The 21834-nt window shown below is 34.4% G+C and carries 24 protein-coding genes and 2 tRNA genes; 19 read left to right on the top strand and 7 right to left on the bottom strand.

Going from position 1 to position 21834, the window contains the following annotated elements:
- Positions 1–53: 53 nt before the first annotated feature.
- The gene (gene ppk1 / locus MSWAN_RS11010; protein WP_013826727.1) at positions 54–2186 is read right to left on the bottom strand and encodes a polyphosphate kinase 1; all 2133 of its coding nucleotides are present in this window, start codon (positions 2184–2186) and stop codon (positions 54–56) included.
- Complete coding sequence (locus tag MSWAN_RS11005) at positions 2179–3087, bottom strand: Ppx/GppA phosphatase family protein (protein WP_013826726.1); 909 nt, start codon at positions 3085–3087, stop codon at positions 2179–2181. The genes ppk1 and MSWAN_RS11005 overlap by 8 nt, the downstream gene beginning before the upstream one ends.
- A gap of 453 nt (positions 3088–3540) precedes the next feature.
- Here MSWAN_RS11005 and MSWAN_RS11000 point away from each other — a divergent pair, with 453 nt between their 5' ends.
- The 11 genes from MSWAN_RS11000 (at position 3541) to MSWAN_RS10950 (ending at position 11897) form a co-directional block, all read left to right on the top strand.
- The gene (locus tag MSWAN_RS11000) at positions 3541–4107 is read left to right on the top strand and encodes a flavodoxin family protein (protein ID WP_013826725.1); all 567 of its coding nucleotides are present in this window, start codon (positions 3541–3543) and stop codon (positions 4105–4107) included.
- Positions 4108–4303: 196 nt separating this feature from the next.
- The gene (locus tag MSWAN_RS10995; RefSeq protein WP_013826724.1) at positions 4304–5092 is read left to right on the top strand and encodes an alpha/beta fold hydrolase; all 789 of its coding nucleotides are present in this window, start codon (positions 4304–4306) and stop codon (positions 5090–5092) included.
- Between the two features lie 377 nt (positions 5093–5469).
- Positions 5470–5772: a DUF6506 family protein gene (locus MSWAN_RS10990; protein WP_013826723.1), complete on the top strand. Its 303-nt coding sequence runs from the start codon at positions 5470–5472 to the stop codon at positions 5770–5772.
- A gap of 107 nt (positions 5773–5879) precedes the next feature.
- Positions 5880–6632, top strand: a complete 753-nt coding sequence (locus MSWAN_RS10985) for a class I SAM-dependent methyltransferase (protein WP_013826722.1) — start codon at positions 5880–5882, stop codon at positions 6630–6632.
- 29 nt (positions 6633–6661) lie between these two features.
- The gene (locus tag MSWAN_RS10980; RefSeq protein WP_013826721.1) at positions 6662–7495 is read left to right on the top strand and encodes an isocitrate lyase/PEP mutase family protein; all 834 of its coding nucleotides are present in this window, start codon (positions 6662–6664) and stop codon (positions 7493–7495) included.
- Between the two features lie 85 nt (positions 7496–7580).
- On the top strand, positions 7581–8003 hold the full coding sequence (locus MSWAN_RS10975) for a DUF3788 family protein (RefSeq protein ID WP_013826720.1): 423 nt from the start codon (positions 7581–7583) through the stop codon (positions 8001–8003).
- A gap of 268 nt (positions 8004–8271) precedes the next feature.
- Positions 8272–8949 carry a dihydrofolate reductase family protein gene (locus tag MSWAN_RS10970; protein ID WP_227716961.1) on the top strand — a complete coding sequence of 226 codons (678 nt, stop codon included), beginning with the start codon at positions 8272–8274 and terminating at the stop codon, positions 8947–8949.
- A gap of 80 nt (positions 8950–9029) precedes the next feature.
- Positions 9030–9518: a hypothetical protein gene (locus MSWAN_RS10965; protein WP_013826718.1), complete on the top strand. Its 489-nt coding sequence runs from the start codon at positions 9030–9032 to the stop codon at positions 9516–9518.
- A gap of 124 nt (positions 9519–9642) precedes the next feature.
- On the top strand, positions 9643–10269 hold the full coding sequence (locus tag MSWAN_RS10960; RefSeq protein WP_013826717.1) for a transglutaminase-like domain-containing protein: 627 nt from the start codon (positions 9643–9645) through the stop codon (positions 10267–10269).
- Positions 10217–11038 carry a class I SAM-dependent methyltransferase gene (locus tag MSWAN_RS10955; RefSeq protein ID WP_013826716.1) on the top strand — a complete coding sequence of 274 codons (822 nt, stop codon included), beginning with the start codon at positions 10217–10219 and terminating at the stop codon, positions 11036–11038. The genes MSWAN_RS10960 and MSWAN_RS10955 overlap by 53 nt, the downstream gene beginning before the upstream one ends.
- A gap of 46 nt (positions 11039–11084) precedes the next feature.
- The gene (locus MSWAN_RS10950; protein WP_013826715.1) at positions 11085–11897 is read left to right on the top strand and encodes a pyrroline-5-carboxylate reductase dimerization domain-containing protein; all 813 of its coding nucleotides are present in this window, start codon (positions 11085–11087) and stop codon (positions 11895–11897) included.
- 105 nt (positions 11898–12002) lie between these two features.
- Here the strand turns inward: MSWAN_RS10950 and MSWAN_RS10945 are convergent, their stop codons facing one another.
- On the bottom strand, positions 12003–12254 hold the full coding sequence (locus MSWAN_RS10945) for a hypothetical protein (protein ID WP_013826714.1): 252 nt from the start codon (positions 12252–12254) through the stop codon (positions 12003–12005).
- 294 nt (positions 12255–12548) lie between these two features.
- Between MSWAN_RS10945 and MSWAN_RS10940 the strand changes: the two genes are divergently transcribed.
- The 4 genes from MSWAN_RS10940 (at position 12549) to MSWAN_RS10925 (ending at position 14233) form a co-directional block, all read left to right on the top strand.
- On the top strand, positions 12549–12929 hold the full coding sequence (locus MSWAN_RS10940) for a DUF3221 domain-containing protein (RefSeq protein ID WP_013826713.1): 381 nt from the start codon (positions 12549–12551) through the stop codon (positions 12927–12929).
- 98 nt (positions 12930–13027) lie between these two features.
- Positions 13028–13099: transfer RNA gene (locus MSWAN_RS10935), tRNA-Cys, on the top strand.
- Positions 13100–13143: 44 nt separating this feature from the next.
- A tRNA-Trp gene (locus tag MSWAN_RS10930) sits at positions 13144–13287 on the top strand.
- A gap of 328 nt (positions 13288–13615) precedes the next feature.
- The gene (locus MSWAN_RS10925) at positions 13616–14233 is read left to right on the top strand and encodes an MBL fold metallo-hydrolase (protein WP_013826712.1); all 618 of its coding nucleotides are present in this window, start codon (positions 13616–13618) and stop codon (positions 14231–14233) included.
- 287 nt (positions 14234–14520) lie between these two features.
- Here the strand turns inward: MSWAN_RS10925 and MSWAN_RS10920 are convergent, their stop codons facing one another.
- The 4 genes from MSWAN_RS10920 to MSWAN_RS10905 form a co-directional block, all read right to left on the bottom strand.
- A complete protein-coding gene (locus MSWAN_RS10920; protein WP_013826711.1) occupies positions 14521–15171 on the bottom strand; it encodes a potassium channel family protein in 651 nt (216 codons plus the stop codon).
- Between the two features lie 95 nt (positions 15172–15266).
- Positions 15267–16700, bottom strand: coding sequence for a TrkH family potassium uptake protein (locus MSWAN_RS10915; RefSeq protein ID WP_013826710.1), 1434 nt, complete (start codon positions 16698–16700; stop codon positions 15267–15269).
- A gap of 180 nt (positions 16701–16880) precedes the next feature.
- Positions 16881–17669: a slipin family protein gene (locus MSWAN_RS10910; protein ID WP_013826709.1), complete on the bottom strand. Its 789-nt coding sequence runs from the start codon at positions 17667–17669 to the stop codon at positions 16881–16883.
- 513 nt (positions 17670–18182) lie between these two features.
- Entirely contained in the window at positions 18183–18422 is a 240-nt protein-coding gene (locus tag MSWAN_RS10905; RefSeq protein ID WP_013826708.1) for a TRAM domain-containing protein, read from the bottom strand.
- A gap of 491 nt (positions 18423–18913) precedes the next feature.
- Between MSWAN_RS10905 and MSWAN_RS10900 the strand changes: the two genes are divergently transcribed.
- From MSWAN_RS10900 to MSWAN_RS10885, 4 genes are all read left to right on the top strand, one after another.
- Positions 18914–19240, top strand: coding sequence for a heavy metal-binding domain-containing protein (locus MSWAN_RS10900; RefSeq protein WP_013826707.1), 327 nt, complete (start codon positions 18914–18916; stop codon positions 19238–19240).
- Positions 19241–19320: 80 nt separating this feature from the next.
- Positions 19321–20157, top strand: coding sequence for a YbjQ family protein (locus MSWAN_RS10895; RefSeq protein WP_013826706.1), 837 nt, complete (start codon positions 19321–19323; stop codon positions 20155–20157).
- Positions 20158–20459: 302 nt separating this feature from the next.
- Positions 20460–20945, top strand: a complete 486-nt coding sequence (locus MSWAN_RS10890; protein WP_013826705.1) for a DUF308 domain-containing protein — start codon at positions 20460–20462, stop codon at positions 20943–20945.
- 348 nt (positions 20946–21293) lie between these two features.
- The gene (locus tag MSWAN_RS10885) at positions 21294–21776 is read left to right on the top strand and encodes a metallophosphoesterase (protein WP_013826704.1); all 483 of its coding nucleotides are present in this window, start codon (positions 21294–21296) and stop codon (positions 21774–21776) included.
- Positions 21777–21834 lie beyond the last annotated feature (58 nt).

The raw sequence follows: 21834 nt of genomic DNA, 5'->3' as shown, positions 1-21834 counted from the left end.
TTTACGGCCAATAAAGTTTAGTTATGAGTGGAAAGTTATTATTCTCAATCAAACTATTTCCCAATCATTTTAAATAAATTTTTTAGTTTAGAGAAAAATGATTCTTTTACAATTGGTTCTTCTTCAATTTGTGAGAGATCCTCCTGCATAAAATAATATTGAGAATCAATTAAATCAACACTTCTAATAACCCTTTCATATTCTCCTTTATCATTAATTTTTCTAGCTTTAACATTGTCATTAAGCATAATATCCAATATATGGATAATTTTTTTCTTTAAAATTGAATTTTCAATAGGAAAAGTAATTTCAACTCGTTTTTCAGTATTTCTCGTCATTAGATCGCCACTCGATAAATATATTGAAACGTCTTTTCCAGTACCAAAACAATAAATCCTGGCGTGTTCTAAGAACCTACCTACAATACTAATGACCTCTATATTTTCAGTTTTACCCGGTAATCCCGGAACCAAACAACAAATACCCCTAACTATTAATCTAATTTTCACACCGGCATTAGAAGCGTTACTTAACATGTCGATCAATTCCCTATCTGTTAAAGAATTCATTTTCATGATAATATTAGCTGGACGATTATTCCGGGCATTCTCTATTTCCATATTAATTTTTTCGATTAATTTAGGTTTTAATCTAAAAGGCGCAACGAACAACTTGTTATACTCACCGTTTAAATTGGAAATTGCCATGTTTTTGAAAAATAACATTGCATCTTCGCCAATTGCCTGATTTGCGGTAATAAAACTTAGATCAGTGTATAGTTTACAGGTTTTTTCATTGTAATTACCAGTTCCTAGTTGGGTAATATATTGAATTTTATTCCTCTCTTTTCGCGTGATTAAACAAATTTTTGAATGCACTTTGTACTCTTCAAAACCGTACAAAACCCTACAACCAGCTTCTTCTAATAAACCCGCATAATGAATATTCCTTTCTTCATCAAATCTAGCTCTAAGTTCAATTAAAGCAGTTACATCTTTTCCATTTTCACATGCTTCTAATAAATATTTTATCACTGATGAAGACCTGGCTAGCCTGTAAATTGTAATTTGGATGGATATTACGTTTTCATCATTAGCTGCTTCTTTCAATAGACTTAAAAATGGTTCCATAGATTCATATGGATAAAAAAGTAAAATATCTCTCTTTTTTAACTGAGAAATAAGCTTTCCTTCTTTAACGGTTTTTGGTATTTTGGGATAATAGGGATTAAAGGATAATTTATGGAAGATCAATTGATTTACATCTTTAATATGATCACATAATTCAAGTACATAAATCATATCTAAAGGAGTATTGGAGATTTGTACTTGATTTTTTTCAATATTTAACTGATTAGATAAAAATTTTGTTAATTTTGAGTCAGAATATTTGTAGAATTCTAATCTTATTGGTGCTAAACGAGTTCTTTTCTTTAAAATTTTTTTCATGTACCCCCTGTAATCTTCATCTTCATCAATTTGGGAATTAGATAAAGCAATATCTGCATTTCTAGTCACAGAAACAATGGTTTTAAATTCTATTTTATAATTTGAAAAGATTTCATTAGCATATTCATATATTATTTTTTCTATCAAAATAAAACGCATTCCCTCGTTGGGAGAATAAACAAGCTTAGGTAAAGATGAGGGGATAGGAATAAGTCCATATAAGTTTTTGCCCTCTTTATTTTTCACTATACATATAACATTTAAGGATTTGTTTAATAGATGAGGAAAAGGATGTTGAACATCGATGATTTGGGGAGATAAAACTGGAAAAATATAATTGAAGAAATATTTATTAATAAATTTAGTTTCACTTTTAGTCAAATCCCCAAAATCCAAATCATAAATGCCCTGCTCTTTTAGGAGAGAATTGACAGATTTAAATACCTCATCTCTACGTTTATATAAGAATTTGGACCTATCATAAATAGCATCCAGCTGATCTTGTGCACTTAAACCAGTTTTATTATCAACATAATCCTCATTAATGAGGGATAGATCGTATAGACTTCCACATCTAACCATATAAAATTCGTCTAAATTGCTTGTAAAAATTGATACGTATTTCAAACGTTCTAATAAAGGAACAGAAGCATCCTCTGCTTCTTCTAAAACACGATCATTAAATCTTAACCAGGATAACTCACGGTTTTGGGTGTAACTATAGTCCTTTTCAGACATTTTGGCACCTATTTAACATTTTTTTAAATAAATAGCCTTCTCTAACACTAAATTCACTGATTTGTAGTTCTTCACATTCAAAATAAGAAGCAATTGATTCAACTATTATCAAAGAGGGAACTAGAGTATGGATTCTAGATGGTTTAACATGTAATATTTTGTTATAGGTATCCTTGTTGTTATGGTTCAACTCTTCTTTAAGCTGTTTTAATAACTTAACATCTATTAAATCATCTTTATTATCATGTAAATGTAAATCCATTAGCATTTTTTCAATGGTACGAATATTTCCACCCACACCACACATGAAACGAATTTTTTCTTCATTAAAACCAATTTTATCTAATTTAGAGTGTATTTTTTCTTTAATCAGATTACTCTCTTCTTCGGTGGGTATCAGCTCAGAAACATAATTGTTATAAATTTTTAAAGAACCAATGGGAATACTATACTTTTCCTTTATTTTTCTATTGCTAAAAAGCACGATTTCAGTACTGCCCCCACCTACATCAATTAAAACCCCGTTATCCTTTTTAATAGTAGAAATAGATCCACAAAAGCTTAATGTTCCCTCTTCCTTACCGGATAACATATCAATTTCAATATGGACTTTATCTTCAATAATCTGAATAACATCAGCACGGTTTTCAATATTTCTCAATGAAGCAGTAGAAAAGAATCTGTAATTTTTTATTTTGAGATAGTCCAAATCGTTTTTTATTTCTTTAAGAACAGAAACCAACTTTTCAATACCCTCATTAGCTAATTTTCCTTTCTTTATATAAAAGACTAAACCCAAATTCTCTTTTTTTGAAAACATAACGTTTATGTCACTGTTTTCATAACGATAAACATTCAATTTAACTGTGTTTGAACCAATATCTACGACTCCGTACAACATCAGATATAACCTCATTAAGACTGATCTACTTTTTCTTAAAATAATTCATTATGAATAAATTAATGGGGCTTGAAATGATCCTCCAAACTTTATTTCAAATTAAATGTTTCCAAAACCATCTCTGAATTGTTAACTGGGACTATATTTTATGTGCTCACTATTTTATATTAAATACATAATCATTATTATTTGCCTTATCATAGGTGCAACTCATTCCTAAGAAAATATTTATTTTTTTAATACATAACCTGAAAATACAGTATATATCTATATATGGGTTATTCAATGGTTTTGATCCATTCTGCAGTTTTTAAAACTCTGCTGAACCTCATGGCCTGTGTTACAAGAGTTGAATTGTGCAGTTGCTCGTCAGAGAAGAATGAGAGTAATAGCAATTAATTCAAGCCCACATAAAGATAAAGGGAACATTAATAAGTTAAGAGGTGAAGTTATATGAAAAAAGTTCTTTTATTATGTGCCAGTCCACGTCCGAATGGTAATACATATCAAGTTTTAGAGGAATGTGCTGATGTAATAACGGATGAAGGTTTAGAAACTGAAATAATATCATTTGCAGGTAAAGAATTCAAATCATGTGTTGCTTGTAAAAAATGTGATGAATTGAATGAATGCAGCATTAATGACGGATTAAATGATATTATAAATAAAATTAGAGAATCTGAAGGCTTTATTGTTGGAACTCCGGTTTATTTTGGAACAGCACGTGGAGATATGATGTCCGCATTGCAGAGAATAGGAATGGTCTCAGGATCTAATGATAATTTTTTATCAGGGAAAATTGGCGGCCCCATAGCTGTTGCACGTAGAGGCGGTCACACATCTACTATACAAGAAATGTTAATGTTCTTTTTCATTAATGATATGATTGTTCCAGGTTCAAATAGTTGGAATATGGTTTTTGGATGGGCACCAGGAGAAGTGCAGGATGATAAGGAGGGAATGAAGGCTATAAGGAAGTTTGGGTTTAATGTAGCTACGTTAATTAAAAAATTAAGTTGAAAAAAATGAAATTGTAGCAATCACATAAAAAAAACTCTTTTATTTTTTCATTTTATTTATTAAATCATTTATTTGTGCACTGAAACGATTAAAGGGAATGTTCAATAACTTTGATAAGTACGTCCTAAAAACTGGGCTAAAAAAAATCCAAGAATATTGAAACTAAACTTAAATTTAATTAAAAACAAGCATAATCATGAATTTGTACGTTGAAGAAAGGGGCCAGGAAAACAGTGAAACCATAATATTCCTCCATGGTGGTGGAATATCTGGCTGGATGTGGACGGAACAGCTTGAAGCCTTTAAAGACTACCATTTACTGATCTTGGACCTTCCTGAACACGGAAAAAGTGTGGATGTGAAGCCGTTCACCATGAAAAGTGCTGCTGAGATGGTGGTTGATATTATAAGAACCCGTGCTCACGGAGGGCGGGCTCATCTTGTGGGAATATCACTGGGCGGGCAGTTAATTCTGGAAATTCTCAGCACAGCTCCTGAAGTGGTGGATCACGTGTTAATTAGCGGAACCCTTGTCCAAAGCATCCCGCATACTGAAACAATGCTGAAACTTCTGGACTATGCTTTCAAGGCTTATGTGCCTGTGAAAGATACTGATTTTTTTATAAAGGCCAACATGAGAACCTACAACATATCCAAGAGTTACTTCAAAGAGTTCAAAGAATCCACACGCCTAATCAAACCAGACTCTCTGGACAGGATACTGCACGAAAACATGCTCTTCCAGATGCCCTCCGGGCTGGAAAATGCAGATGTTCCTGTACTGGTGATGGCCGGTGAGAAGGAGTACAAAGTCATAAAAGAATCAGCCGAAGATCTGATTAAAGTTTTACCAAACGCAAAGGGAATAACTGCCCCCAAAGTGGGACATATGTGGAATTTAGAATATCCAAATCTTTTCAACAAGGTTTTAAGAAGATGGATAACCAACGGAGCTCTGCCAGAGGAAGTTTTCCTGTTAAAATAACCCTCAATCAAGATTCTTTTTTAATAAAATTTTAAGAAAATAGAAATTTTTTAGATAATTATATTCACAGAATTATAACTATCAAATGACTTATTTTCTCCTATCTGTGGCTAAACACTTAGAATCACTATCAGATAGGTAACACAAAACCGACACTGAAAACTATTTAAAATGGGTTGAAGGACACATACTGCCCCACGGCTTTTAAAGATGATATAAGCTGGAAAATTCCAAACTAAACAATTTGCATAAACTAAACATTTTACATCCTTATTGCAATCGAAATAAAACATGAGCTTAAACCATCGTAAGTGATACCTGATCATGAATAACATTATGATAACCTTATTTAGCCAGTGTTGATTAAATAAAATATCATGTCAACTAAAGCCGCATTCATATTTGTTGCACCGGAAAACGATTTTAACAAACACAACGCAGTAATTGATTCGCCAGTTGTTGAACTTTCGGTGGTTGGAGTGAAAAACTACGAAGAAGCAGAAGAAGTTGCCCTAAAACTGGTAGCAGAAGGGGTTACAACCATTGAACTATGTGCCGGGTTTGGAAATGAAGGAACAGCCAGAATTGCCAAGGCTGTGAAGGGGAAAGCACTGGTGGGGGCTGTACGTTTCGATCTACATCCTGCATTCGACCATCAAAGTGGTGATGAACTTTTTTAACTATTAAATGCAGTTAAAGTGGATTCACGGTGTTTTAAATTTAATCCAGCTAGAATATTAAGATAAAGAATGAAAGATCACTACACCTGATATTGGGGGGTTAATATATGAAACAATGGTACGAAGAACTATTTTTAAATCATGCTGATGCCTATGAAAATGAAATATTCACCCAGGGAACCATTGGGGAAGTTGATTTCATTGAATCTGAAATTGACTACAACAAAAACTTAAGAATACTTGACATTGGCTGTGGAACTGGTAGACACGCCCTAGAACTTACAAAGCGTGGCTACAATGTCGTAGGAATTGACCTTTCAGAATCCATGATCAAAAAAGCCAGGGAAAAAGCCGAAAATGCTGGTTTAAATGTTGATTTCCAGCTTGCAGATGCCAGAAACCTGCCCTTTGAACATGAGTTTGACCTGGCCATCATGATATGTGAAGGAGCATTTCCATTAATGGAAACCGACGAGATGAACTTTGAAATTCTGAAAAACGCAGCTAAGTCATTAAAGAATAATGGAAAATTTATATTTACAACTTTAAATGCGTTTTATCCATTATATCATTCTGTGAAAGATTTTATAGAATCCAATATGGTGGAGGGTAGTGTTGATAACTCTTTTGATCTTATGAACTTCCGAAATAAATCCAACCTTGAGATTGGGGATGATAATGGAAATTTAAAGGTTTTAGAATGCAACGAACGTTATTATGTACCTTCTGAGATCTCATGGTTGCTTAAAACTCTTAATTTCAGTAAGATTGATATATTTGGTTGTAAACTTGGGAATTTCAGTAGAGATGATAGTTTAACCACTGAAGACTATGAAATGTTGGTTATAGCAGAGTTATAATCTGTTTTAATTAGGGATAAAGTGTTTTTATGAATAAAAGTAAAAAACTGAAAAAACTAATCAAATCCGGCGAAACATTCGTCATGCCAGATGCCTACGATCCAATAAGTGCTCGAATGATCGAGAATGCAGGTTTCAAAGCTGTGCAGTGTTCGGGTTACAGCTTTTCAATTGCAGCAGCATGCTCAAAGGAAATTGATATCTCAAAGAATGAAAACATGGAAATAACCCGTAAAATTGTGGAAGCCGTTGATGTCCCAGTTATGGCCGATGCTGAAGATGGATATGGGGATGCAAAGGTGGTGAAAGAAACAGTTCACCAGTTCATGAATACGGGTGTTGCAGGGTTGAACCTGGAAGACCAGATTCTCGGAAGAAAAGGAGTAGGAATCATCCCCTCAGAAAGCATGGTAGAAAAGATACATGCAGCAAAGGAAGCTGCAGAATCTGAAAACCCGGATTTTATCATTAACGGCCGTACAGATGCTTTGAAATCAATGAACAACAGGGAAGATGCCTTAAACCTTGCAGTGGAACGTGCTAACCAGTACTTGGATGCAGGTGCAGATTTAACCTTTGTAACTTACGTTGAAACACTCGAAGAGGTTAAAACCCTCAAAAAAGAGGTTAAAGGACATTTGAGTGTGGCTGCAGGAATGCCGTACAACATAAAAAACTTTTCTCTAGCTGATTTGAAGAAATTAGGAGTTGAACGGGTCAGTTTGCCAAACCTGTTAATATATTCCAGTCTTTCAGCGATTAAAAATGCACTGAACCATCTTAAAGATGATGATCTTACTGGAATTGATGAAAAGGGCTTTTTATACTCTGTTGAAGATTTAAACCAATTATTGAAAAAATAATACCTTGAAATTCATATTAATCCTTCAACCTATTAATTATATTAATATCCATCCAAGATCTATAAAACTAACTTCAGGTGAATACATGAGCAAAGGAATATTTACAGATAAAATGCATGAACCCTCGAAAAAGGAGATTTTCGAAGCATTGTCCTCGGTCAAACCACTCTGGGATAAGTTGATAGGTTTTATTGAAGATAACTACAAAATTACGGGTGAATTCAAGTTTTATGGAAAAAACTTTGGCTGGGCACTTAGATATCGCAAATCCAGCCGCGTGTTGATTTCAATGTATCCCGGAGATAACGAATTTATGGTTCAAATAATTCTCAACGGTAAAGAGGTTGAAAAGGCTTTGAAACTGGATCTTGCATCAGGTACTGAGAAAATCATCGAAGAGACAAATCCCATCCGTGAAGGTAAATGGCTTTACTTGGAAGTGACGCCAGATACGGATTTAACAGACATTAAAAATCTGATTTCAGTTAGGTCTCCAATTAAAAAATAAATAACACCATCAATCAACAAATTTGGTAAAATTAGCCTGATTAATCAATAAATTTGGTAAAACTGACGTGGTTAATCAGTAAATTTAGTAAAAACTGACTTGATTAGTCAACAAATTGGATAATCTTCTTTATATTGGGCTCCTTCATTAATTAGGATATATTTCTTCTTTATACTTTTTTGAAATATAATTTCCTGCAAAAAAAACAATAACTAATTCATCCTAAATTTTATTAAAGGAATGTATTTTTGCATTTCAAAAGGGGGATATGGATATGATACCGAGGGTTATTGTATACGATGCAGTCAGTTTAGATGGACGCACAATTGGGTTGGATGTGGATAAAGAGTTGTATAACGAAATAGCTTCCAAATGGGATTTAGATGCAGTTTTAATGGGGAGTAACACTGTACTGGCAGAGTTAAATGCTAAACCTGGAGAAGTTCGAGGAGAGGGTAAAAAGCCCCAGATCGATCCAGAAGATGAAAGACCTCTTCTTGTAGTTCCAGATAGTAGGGGACAGATTCGTGTTTGGGATGAAGTGCGTGCGATGCCTTATTTCAGGGATATTCTGGTTTTATGCTCCAGATCCACACCTCAAGAATACCTGAACTTTCTGGAAGAAAGGTACGTAAAGCACATGGTGATAGGATACCAGGAAGTTGATCTGGGGGCTGCTTTAAATGAATTAAACGTCCAATTTGGAGTTAAATCCTTGAGAGTTGACAGTGGGGGTGTATTAAACGGTGTAATTTTCCGAGAAGGACTTGTGGATGAGGTTAATGTACTGATCCATCCAGAACTTGTTGGGGGTAAATCTTCAAGTTCTATCTTTCCTGCATCAGAACTAAACCCCTCTGGAGGAAGCAAGGTTCAACTCGTGCTAGTCCATGTTGAAAATCTGAAGACCAATTTTGTCTGGCTGCAGTACCGGGTCTTTAAATAGATCGTGCAGGTCTTTAAATAGGTGTGTAATTAAATCATGTGTTAAGACCTGAAATAGTATAATATTGGTGAACTGTAAAAATGGACCTTAACTCCCTTTATGAAGAAAAATTGTTCTCAAAATGGTCGACAATAATTTTTACAATTTTCACCGTACTTTTCCTGGGTTTAACTGTTTACCAAATATTCATAGGGCCTTTAGGTGATAATAAAGCCCCAACATGGCTATTGGGGTTGATATTCTTTTTATTCTTGCTTTTTACCATTAATTTCAGTTTTATGACTCTTAAATTAACCCCTGAGTTTCTATCAGTGCGATTTGGGGTTTTAAGTTACAGTGTTTCATGGGAAAACATTGAAAAATGTTACCGGGAAGAAGTTCCTTTGTGGACCTATGGTGGTTGGGGTATACGTTTTGAGAAATCTAAAGGGGAAAGGCGGCTCGCTTACACAGTTCCACAAACACCTCAGCTTACGATTTTACTTAAAAATAAGAATTTCAGAGAGTTCATCTTTTCAACCAGAAAACCTGATAAAGTGATGGAACTGGTTGAAAAAATGATAGTTTGATTAAATAATATCCAAAAACAATTGGAATAAGGAACTTTTTGAGATTTTTATCTAATTTTTATTAAGATTTAATTATAATGCCCTTGCAGATGTATAATTAACATTTTTTTTGGAGGTTTTTAAAGTGCAGCTGGTACAGATTGAAGATGATATCATGGAATACCTTGAACGTTCGCAGATCATAGATTACCACGATCCAGATATACAGAAAAAGGCACTGGAATTATCCCTAAACTCTCAAAACCAGAATGAAATGGTTAAAAATGTCTATGAATTTGTCAGGGATGAAATACCTCACTCACTTGATATTGGCGGGCAAATTGTTACTTTCAAGGCATCAGAAGTCTTGAAAGAGGGTCAGGGGTTATGTTTTGCTAAATCCAACCTTTTGGCAGCCATGCTGCGTTTTCTTGAAATACCCACGGGGTTCTGTTATCAAAAACTTACTCATGAAGATGGTTACATTTTACATGGTTTGAATGCCGTATTTATTGATGGAGGATGGCACAGATTGGATGCCCGGGGCAACAGGGAAGATGTGGATGCTCAGTTTTCATTGGATACAGAAAAACTCGCATTTCCAGTTTCAGATCTTGAAGAAAAGGATTATCCTGGAATATACAGCGAACCACTTGAAATAGTTACAGAATCATTTAAAAGTGTTAAAACTGTTGATGAAATTATGGAAATAATTGTAGATGAAATGGTTTGGGGGGTTTACTATAAAATATGTACACGGTTATTCAAATAAAGAAGCCATCAGACTCGCTGATCAAGCTGATACTCTGACAGGAATACTGCACTCAGATACAGCTTACCCTTTTGGAAGCAAAGTTCTAGAAGCAGGATGTGGTGTGGGAGCTCAAACAGTTGCACTGGCTAAAAACAGTCCTGAAGCTGAAATAACCTCAGTAGACATATCCAGGGAATCTTTGAACCAGGCAGAGTTACTTATAAACTCTGAAGGTATTGCCAACGTGAATTTTCAGCAGGCAGACATTATGAAACTCCCATTTCAAGACAACAGTTTTGACCACATCTTCGTTTGTTTTGTTCTCGAGCACATTCCAAACCCTGAATATGCTCTTCAAAATTTGAAAAGGGTTTTAAAAAAAGGAGGGTCAATAACTGTGATCGAGGGTGATCATGGGTCATGTTATTTCCATCCTGAAACTGAAGAATCTGTGAAGGTATGGGATTGTCTTGTAAAAAGTCAAAAAGATTTAAAAGGGAATCCAATGATTGGAAGGGAGCTATATCCTCTTTTAAATAATTCTGGATTTAAAAATGTTGAAATTTCTCCTAAAATTGTTTATGTTGACTCAAGTAGACCAAAACTCGTTGAAGGATTTATAAAAAAGACCATCATTGCAATGGTGGAAGGTGTGAAGGATCAGGCACTTGAAAAATGTATGATCGATATTGAAACATGGAATAAGGGAATAGATGATCTTTATAAAACTGCAGAGCCCGGTGGAACTTTCTTTTATAACTTCTTCAAGGGTTACGGCATGAAGTAAGATATTGAAACCACATTGAATGTGCTAATGATATTGGGGGATTTAATTGGAAAAAATTGGTTTTATAGGATACGGCAGCATGGGAAGCATGATAATAAATGGAATTTTATCTTCCAAGGTTCTCCATCCGGAAGAAGTTATCATAGCAACGAGGACAGAGTCTAAATTGGAAAATTTAAAGAAGAAATATCCTGAAGTTGAAATAGCTCATAAAAACATAGATTTGGCTCAAAAATGCCCAAAAATCTTTATTTTTGTAGACACGGGTGATTTAAAAGGACTAATCAGAGAAATAAATAACTTTTTCATGAAAGACGTTCACATTATCTACATATCAGCAGGTTTATCCTTTGAGGATGTTGCAACGGTTTTTTCAGGAAAAACAAGCAAAGTTATTCCCACAATAACGTCAAAAGTGGGTGAAGGAGTTTCACTGGTCTGTCACAGCCCTGATGTTAATCCTAAAGACGTCGAATTTGTTGATAAGATCTTCGGGGCCATTGGAGATGTTAAGGTCATTAATGAAGAAGATCTGGAGGCAGCAACAAATCTCACAAGCTGTTCTCCCGCATTTCTGGCGTTGATTCTCATGAAGTTTGCGGAGGCAGGATCAAGAATCAGTGGTTTTTCAATGCAGGAAACGGAAGAAATGGTTATAAAAACCTTTTATGGAACTTCAAAACTTTTATATGAAGAAAATATGGGGGTTGAAGATATTATATCACGGGTTGCTACCCCTGGAGGTATTACAGAGGAAGGGTTAAAGGTTTTAAAAAGAGATCTACCTCCAGTTTTTGATGAGCTCTTCAAAACCACCATAGGTAAACATGAAGTCTTAAAAAAGAATTCTAAATCTTAATCATTAATTTAACAACGTTGGGCTAAATAAATAGAATTAAAGGACTTAATATAAAAGCAAAGCTAAATTTAATGGGTTAACATTTAATATAACCCACTTGTATTATTAACGGCCGAAAGCTGCTTTATACAATGCAAATATGACAACTAAGTATCCGAGCGTCCTTATTACAAGAAGTGAAACAGCAGAACTTGGAGAACCTAAAAGTATTGCAAGGTGTGAAATACCGAAAAGACCGAAAGCTATGGCGATGTAGATGGCAATAACATTTTCTTTTTTCCTATAAGCCCAATATCCAAGAATTACTATTATTATGCAGAATATAAGGTTCAGCAAGGTTACAGGATCCCAGACCATGATATTAACCTCCCTTATTTTTATATTAATATGTGCCTGAATGTACATATAATTTTTTATAGGGACAAGTCTTTGATTCGTACCTTGATCCTTAAATACTAATATAGGATAAATCGTAATGAGCAAGTCGGTTTCATAAATGATTTATAGAATAATTTATAAAATATAAGATTGCAGATTACAAATTGAAAGTAACGACATGGATTTAATGTTTAACATAATTTCAACTTTGAAAATTGAATAACTTACAGACATCAGGGAAAAAACTTATCAAACATCAGGGAAGGAAAAAGAATGAAGGTCATCACACTAGTTGCAATACTATTTTTCATGTTTTTAGGGGTTGTATTTGGTGTTTTATGTGCAACAAGTGGTACTCCTGTGGATATGAAGGGTCAAATTATTGGTATTTATGAGAGCAGCCCCCAACCAACGTTGGATTCACCTAACTCCATACTTGTCCAAGGGGTTGTGACGAAAGGCAACCAGAATCTAAATGTCTCTGTTAAAATAACCAATGAAACCCAGATATTTAAACAAGATGGAAATAAACAGATTTCTTCATCATATGACAACATTAAATCTGGAGAAACTGTTGAAATCCATTTTATGGGACCCGTAATGTCATCGTACCCTCCAGAGGCCACTGCAAGTGAAATAACAATTGTAAGCTAATTTGCATAATAAATGCATAAAAATTCTTAAATTCCACATAAATTACATAAATCCCTCCGTAAGGTTTAAATATGAACAAGACGTAACCTTATAACTAAGCCAAGGTAGCTTAGAGGCGAAGCGATGGACTGCAGATCCATTACACGGGAGTTCAAATCTCTCCCTTGGCTTTAAAATAATTTAAAACCACAATCATGTGGTGCATTTGTAGGATGGGGTCATAGTGTAATCTGGCTATCATCTGGGACTCCAGTTGTCTTTGAAGAAAGTGCGCACTCTGAGGGAAAAGTATGATGACCAATTGGAGTACTGAGACAAGAGAAATCCTAGGATCAGGGTTCAAATCCCTGTGACCCCACTCATTCTTACCACTTGTTCTTATTTTACGATTTTATATGGATTTTAAGATTTACTCACAATTTGGAATTTATTTAAAGAAGGTTAAAGTAGTTGATCTTAAAAACAGTATTTAGACTTTTGATTAAATGATATTAAAAGGATCTTAACGTGAGGATCTTCTATGAAACGATCTTAACTAAAAAATCTTTTTTTTAGTTCCAATTAAATCAATTCCTTGGCCCTCAATGATTAAAGCAATTTAAATCTATAAAAAAATTAATTTAAAAATCTTTAAGATACAGAGTTCAATTTAATATAAAGAATCTTTACAGAATGGGGAATTAAAATTGGAAAAAATCAATGAAATCATCATGGTAGAAGGAAGAGGCTTAGATTCCAATGTCTACGTCTTTGAGGATATCATAGTTGACACTGGAACGGGAGATAACATTCAGTACATCCAGGATTCCATTAAAAAAGCTGGTTTAAATCCTGATGACCTTTCCATGATCGTGAACACCCACAACCACTACGATCACATCGGAGGAAACAGGTACCTGGATCTGAAAGTTGCAATGCACCGGAAAGATGCATTGATTCTTGAAAAGGGCGATATGGATGCAACCGTTGCCACTATGTTTGGAAAATCAATCGACGGAATGAGAGTCGACCTGAAACTGGAAGAAGGTGATAAGATCCATGATTTTGAAGTTTTACACACTCCGGGCCACACAGCCGGTGGAATATGTCTGTACGACGGTGAAAACCTCATATCTGGAGATACGGTCTTTGCAAATGGTGGTTTTGGCCGTACAGATATTGGTGGTAACATGAAAGACATGAGGGAGTCCCTTACCAGACTCAGCAAACTTGATGTTGAGCACCTTCTCCCAGGACACGGGTCCGCTGCCAATAACGGATCCATTCACGTGAAAATGGCATATGAATCTTCAAGAGGATTTTAAACTTTTTTTTAATTGATAAGAGAGATAAAAAAATTGGATAGTTAAACCTGAATAGGATCCGTTGGTTATTGGGCTTATAAAACTGGTCCGTTAAAATTGTTCTATGGTTTAAGTTAAAAAAAGTTAGATCTTCAAAAATTGATTAGGTATGGGTTAATTAGGGAAAAGTTATAAACCGTTAGGTTATTAAATTTAGGTTATTAAAAAATAGAACAACCAATAAAACTTTTACCAATAAAACTTTTAAATTAAAACTTTTTTATTAACATTCTGGTTTAGTAGCAAGCTTATTTGGTGAATAATTTAGTAGTTGCTTTTACTGCAGGGTTTTTCACGAGAACAAATATTCTGTCACCGAGCGTCAGTACCATATCCTCTTTTGGAATGTTTATTTCCCCGTTTTTGTATATTGCAGCTATTATATAATTATCTGTTGGGCTTAACTCACCTACTTTCTTGTTAACAGCTTTATCATTCGTAACTCTTATGTCCAGTATCTCTGCATTTCCCTTTCCGATAACTACAAGATCTGCTATCTTTGGTCTGGTTATGAGCTTCTCAAGGTAACTTGCAGCTGTAAGTTCTGGGCTTATAACATCGTCTATACCCACTTTTTTGAATGCTTCTTCATGGTCCGGGTTGCTGACCCTTGCGATAACTTTTTTGATATTGTAATCCTTGACAAGGATACATGAGAGTAGATTAACTTCATCATTTCCTGTGGCTGCTACGAAAACATCTGCATCGCTTATATTGGCCTCTTCAAGAGTTTTTACATCGGTTCCGTTTCCACAGATAACGAGTGCATCAAGTTCAGCAGCCGCATTACCACATAAACTTGCATCATTTTCAATGAGAGTGACATCGGTTCCTGCTGTAACTAATGAGGAAGCAAGACGCAGTCCTACCCTTCCGCCGCCCATGATAACTACATACATAATATTCACCTTTTTGCATTTTTAGTTAAATTAATTATTTAGTTTAAAAGAAAAATGGTAACTTTACAATCTTTTATTGCCTTGTTTTTGAACTATTAAAATCTTTTGAATAGATCTATTCCAACCTTAAACAGAACCAGTGCGGGAATGATTTCGATTCTTCCAATCCACATGCCAAATATGAGAAATATCTCTGGGATTGAGGGCATTGTGGGACCTGTAATTCCTACAGATAATCCTACGTTTCCCTGTGCAGATGCGATCTCGAAGAAGGAGTCGATACCACCGTATCCATACTGCATGAAAACGAGCCACGTAATGAATATAAACAGCAAGTATAAAAAGGTATAGGTTCCTGCCTCTTTTATCTCTGCATCTGTAACAGATTTTCCAGCTATTTTTCTTGGTATAACAGAGCCTTCAGGGGATACGATCTTCACAATTTCCCAGTAAATGCCTTTAAAGAGGGTTACAATCCTTATAAGTTTTACAGCACCTGATGTGGAACCTGCTGCCATACCAATCACCATACAGATGGTAAGTACAACCTTTGCATAGTCTCCCCATGCTGCCATTGCACTAACAGATAAAGTGTTTGAACCGGTACAGCTCATAGCGGATACAACATAAAAAACAGAGTTAAGAGATGTGAAATGTGCATTTACAAAAAGAAGTATTGAAAAAATTGAAACTAACACGATCATTGCCTGAAATTGTATATCCTTAAATACATCAATTGCCCGACCTTTAATTGCTTTGTAGTGCACAAGGAAGCTTGTACCTCCTATGGTCATCAGTACAATTGTTATCATGGTTATGATGTTGCTGTTGTAAGCTCCAATGTTGCCATTCTTAATTGACATACCACCAGTTGAAAGGTTGGTGAAGCAGTTGTTTATGGCGTCGAAAATGGACATACCTGCAGCCACATATAAAACTATTCCCAGTACGGTGTAGAAAAGATATATCCACCATATTGTTTTTACCGTGTTTACTATGCTGGGTTTTATCTTTTCTTCACGTGCTTCGGCTTTGTATAATCTTGCAGCTGCCGTTCCAGGTCTTATAAGTATGCCTATAACTAAAATTACAACTCCCAGGCCTCCAACCCATTGTTCGAGGCTTCTTAAAAATAGTATGGATTTTGGAAGTATTTCAACGTTTGTGTACATTGTGAACCCGCTTCCTGTCCATGCAGACATGCTCTCGAAGTATGCATGCAGAAAACTCATATCTGTCGAATATATGAGGCAAAGACTTCCAATAAATGCTGCCCACAGCCAGGCTAAGGCTGCTATTATCATACCGTGTTTTAGCCTTAAATTACCCGTACCTGGAAAAATTTTTTTGAAGGTGTATCCAATAATCAGCGAAAATAAAGAAGGCAAAAGGAAACTTAAATAAGTGTGTTCATTGTAGATCAGAGACACGATCAGAGGTATAAGCACAATGGCACCTATACCTTCCATTACTGTTCCCAGATTCTTAAATATTAAAAAGAAATCCTTCTTTCTTAAATAGCCTATCATTGTATCGTACTACTGTAATCAATTGCATAAAATATAAAGTTAATCTTATACAGATTCTCCTTAATAGACATGTGCAAATTAGCTCTTAATCAGATAAGTTCTTAACACTATTTGGAACTAAAACTTAAAGAGATTAAAAGAGTAATATAAAAGATTTTAAGCTTTATCTATCGCTCTTTTTTATCTTTTTCTTTTCTCTTCTCTATCCAAACTTTCTTCGGCCATAAAGTCTTTGATCTCGTTGATTGTAGTCATAAGTTGAGCAGGGAACACTATTGTGGAATTCTTTTCAACGGCTATTTCACTTAAAACTTGCAGATTACGCAGCTGAAGTGCAACAGGATGCTGGGATATGATATCTGCGGCGTCTCCGAGTTTAGCAGCAGATTGGAATTCACCCTCTGATGTGATAATCTTGGCTCTTTTCTCCCTTTCAGCTTCAGCCTGTTTTGCTATTGCCCTTTTCATTGTCTCAGGCAGTTTTATGTCTTTTATCTCAACAGCGGTGACTTTTATACCCCATGGTTCGCTGTGGGAGTCTATGATCTCTTTGATCTTTTCGTTTATCTTTGGTGTGTCTGATAAAACCTCATCAAGGGAAAACTGTCCTATAACACTCCTTACCGTGGTTTGAGCTATTTGGTTGACGGCTCTGTTGTAGTTTTCAATCACTATAACCGAGTTCATAGCGTCAACAACCTTGAAGTAGGCCACTGCAGCAATATCTACAGAAACGTTATCTTTGGTTATGATCCTCTGGGCCGGGATTGGCATGGTAACGATTCTCAGGGAAACCTTCACCATTCTGTCCACGAGTGGGATAATAAGTCTGAGACCAGGTTCTTTAAGCCCAATAACTTTTCCCAGGCGGAAGACAACCCCTCTTTCGTACTGGTTTACTATACGAATTGAAAGTCCTAAAATAATCAAAATCACAATACCTACAATAAAAAGAGTTACTAAATCCATTTTCAAACCTCCATCCCTTCATGTTTTATTGGTTAATAATTTAATTATTGGTTAATATTTAACTTTTTTAGGTTATTATATGTACGAACGTTTTATTAACCTTACTATTAAATGGAGAGTTTTTAAAATAAAAAAGATGAAAATAGGGACAAAATTATAAAATAAATAATTTTAAAAATATTTAAACAGATCTAAGCATTAATAAACGTTGTACCTAATTTTTACTAGAATGTACTGTAAATTAGGTTAAATCCCAAGAATCTAAATAAATAAAATACTAATAGTGATAAAGTTTGATTTTTGATGATCTTTAAGTAAAATAAGTCAATATCTAACTATATTGGATAAAATGAGTCAAAATATCTAAAATAAAAGTAATATCTAATAAAATAGTATTAATATGGTAATATTAATCTGGTCAAATAATGTTAAAATAAAATAAATAATATTCATGAAAAGTTTAAATTATAAAATTTAATTTTCAGGAATAAAATTTCGCAATTCAAATTCAATTTAATCTTCTACAATTTCTGCAAAGGCAAAGTTTCTTCTTGTAGAGTTAATTTTGATTTTAACTTCGTCGCCTACTTTAGCTCCTGTTACAAATATAACAAAACCTTCGATTCGAGCAATTCCGTCTCCATCTCTTCCAACATCTTCAATTTTTACTTCGTGTTCCTCTCCTACATTAATAGGAGCAGAATTTCCTTTATTGCCGTAGCTATTATCTCTGTCGTAATTATTTCCAAACAATTCATCACTTCCTTATTCAGCCGAATGGCCTTACCTACCATTTGTTTCGAGACTATATAAAGGTTTGCATTATCGAAGAAAATTCTTAAAATAAAAAACCTGTTAAAATCGAATTTTAAATGAAATGTGGCTACTAACATCTTATTTCTATTAGATATCTCATTAAGTATTTAGATCATTATATGTAGCCATAATATTGATTTTTTCAAAAATTTACTCCAAAAAAAACCTTTTAATGGCATCTTCTGAAAGGTTGGATCTATCCAATTTTTATAGTGTCCAAATTTCTTTATAAACTTCCATTTCCTCATCTGTACCTATTAATCTATTATTATACTCCACAATCCAAAATTATCTTTTAAGTTATTATATATAAAATTGTAAGGACATAACAGTAGTAAACAAAATAGGAATAAGTTAATAAAAACAAGATAATAAGAAACAAAATAATGAAAATAAAGTATTTGAGTTAATAATGGGGGAAGTTTGAAATGTTGGTATTAACCACACCAAACATAGAAGGTAAAAAAATCGTTCAATATTTTGGATTAGTGACAGGAGAATCACTTTTAGGGGCAAATGTTTATAAAGACCTATTTTCAGGTGTCAGGGATGTTGTTGGGGGTAGAACTTCCACCTATGAACTTGAAATTAAAAAAGCCCGAGATCTAGCTTTGGGCAGTATGAATGAAAAAGCAGATTCAAGAGGGGCTAATGCAGTTATAGGAGTTCGAATTAAGTACCACAACCTTGGTGGAACCATGGGAAACACCATAATGGTAACAGTGACGGGTACTGCTGTGAAATATGAGGAATAAACAATTATGATGATTACCAAATATTTTCTAAATTAAATTAAAGATTAATAAAATGTCAAAGCCATTTAAGAGTCAAAACCATGCAGAAGAACTTGTCTTTATCCTCAATAACCAGAAGCATTGTTAAAAAGCGCTGGGCCATAGTTTCAGTGGTTACAGGTACAGTTGTTGGATTAATGTCTGCTGTCATCTGTGTGTATGGTCATCTAGAAATTTTTGGATTTAACATTGCATACATTGTATCTCCATTAATAGCAGGATTTGCAGAAACATACATGGCAAAGGGAACTTATGGTAAGTCAACTGGAGCTATAAGTGCAATTGTACTTTTTATCAGCATAAATCTATGGGGATGGGTGCTACCTGAAAATCCAATAACCCTCAACTTATTTACACTCGGAGGTTTAGCACTGGCATTCCAGGCGGCATTCCCAATACTGGTGAATTATCTTTTATTTGTGGTATTTTTAGGAACCTTAACCTATTTACTGGGATATGCGGGTAATTTAATGGCCAAAGTGGTTAACAAACTGGGAAGAAAACAAGTTGTGGATGAAACAACACAATTAAAAGACTTTGATGAATCAATAAGTCCTGAAATGTGGAGTACAATGATTTTGAACACCCCTAATATTCCAGGAAAGAAAATTGCTGAATATTTAGGAATTGTGAACGGTCAGGCACTGATGGCTGGAAATGGAGAAAATGGTAAAAGCCTTTTGAATGGAAAAAATTTGGATTATGGGAAGGAACTTCAAAAGGCAATTAAAATGGCTTTGAAAGTAATGGATGAAGAGGCAAAATCCCTTGGTGCCAATGCCATTATGGAAGTCCATATTGATTACGGTGATATTGGAGGACTCAAAGGAAGCACCATAATGGTTAATGTAATGGGTAACGCTGTGCGATATGAATAAAAGGATTTGGAACTGTTTTACTGAGCATACTCCTATTTCTACTACTTTTTTCTACTTTTACTTTCTCATATTTCTACTATTTTTTATGTTCTATATTTTTCTTTTCTACACTTCCTGTTAGTAACTCCACCATTTCACTTTTTTAGATAATGAGTTTCACCTCAAAATCTCGAAAAAAATTATAGTAAAATTAATATGGATATTTTACCAATAATATTTAATAATTGGTGTTAATGGGCTTGTTAAAAACTTTGAAATAAGATACGTTAGGAATTTTGGAAAAAATATTGGAGGGATCGTGCATGAAAAATGTGGTTACAGGTCTTTTAGCTATTATATTAGGTCTCATAATCATTGCATTCCCACTTGCAGGTGTAATCGCAGTCAGCGTCCTTGCAGGATTTGCAGTACTTATACTAGCAATTTGGTTCCTGCTTGCAGGTATAATGGAGATGGAATCCAGTAAAACCGTTGGAATATTGTACGTAATACTTGGACTTATAGCACTGATATTTGCATTCGGATTAATCTTCAATCCTGCCTTAATCAGCTTTATATCCGGACTCGTACTTTACCTTGCAGGTATCCTGATGATCGTAGCAGGTATAATCTCACTGCTTGGTGGAATGGAACAGAAACATAGAGTATGGGGAGGAGTTTTAGGAATAATCCTTGGTATCATTTACATAATACTTGGAACCTACGCATTCAGCCCGGTGTATCTGGGAATATTGATAGGTATCTGGTTAGTTATAACAGGTATATTTAGTTTCCTTGGGGAAGATTAAGTTATTCATGTGAATTAAGGGAATTAACAAGCCCATAATTTTTTAATGGATTAAAGGAATTAAAAATTCAATGAAAAAAAATATTGTTGGAATAAATTTCATTGGGTTAATTATTTTTTACAGATTTTGAATTATTAAACAGCTTCATTAAACAGCTTCGTTTGATAAAAAAAATTGGAAGTTTAGATTACTGAATTTAAAATAATTAGGTTTACTCTCTTTTTTTTATTTGTAAATTGGTTAAATTCAAATTAAAAAAAGTTAAATTAATCGTATTAAAAATCCGTTAAAATGTCCAGTAAATTGGATCAAAAGAATTATTAACATTAAAAATAGAGATGTCGTATTATGATAGGTATAATGGCAGATACCCATGATAATTTGAATTCAATTCGAAAGGCAGTTCAACTATTCAATAAAGAAGAAGTTGAGCTTGTAATACATGCTGGAGATTTAATAGCTCCATTTACGGCTGGAGAATTTCAGAAACTCAACTCCAAACTCGTTGCTATCTTTGGAAACAATGATGGTGAGAGAGATGGCCTTAAAAAAGCTTACAGGGACATATGCCATCTTGAAGATTTTAAGGAGATTTCAGTTAATCATAAAAGTATTGCAGTTATACATGGTACAAATGAAGCTCTTGTTGATGCCCTGGCTCGAAGCGGAAAATATGACGTTGTTATAAGGGGACATACCCACAAGTTAGAGATAATAAATGGGAAAACCATGATTATAAACCCGGGTGAGGCATGTGGTTATCTTTCAGGCAATGAAACAGTGGTTTTATTGGATCCTGTTCACTTGAGTTATGAAGTGGTGTACCTCTGAATTATAAACATTTAAAAATAATTAACCAAAAAATTAACCTTTAAGAAATTAAAAAACT

Origin of the sequence: Methanobacterium paludis (genome assembly GCF_000214725.1) — an archaeon.
Taxonomy (GTDB): Archaea; Methanobacteriota; Methanobacteria; order Methanobacteriales; family Methanobacteriaceae; genus Methanobacterium_C; species Methanobacterium_C paludis.
The sequence above is the reverse complement of the archived record's forward strand: the minus strand, read 5'-3'. Positions and strand labels throughout refer to the sequence as shown.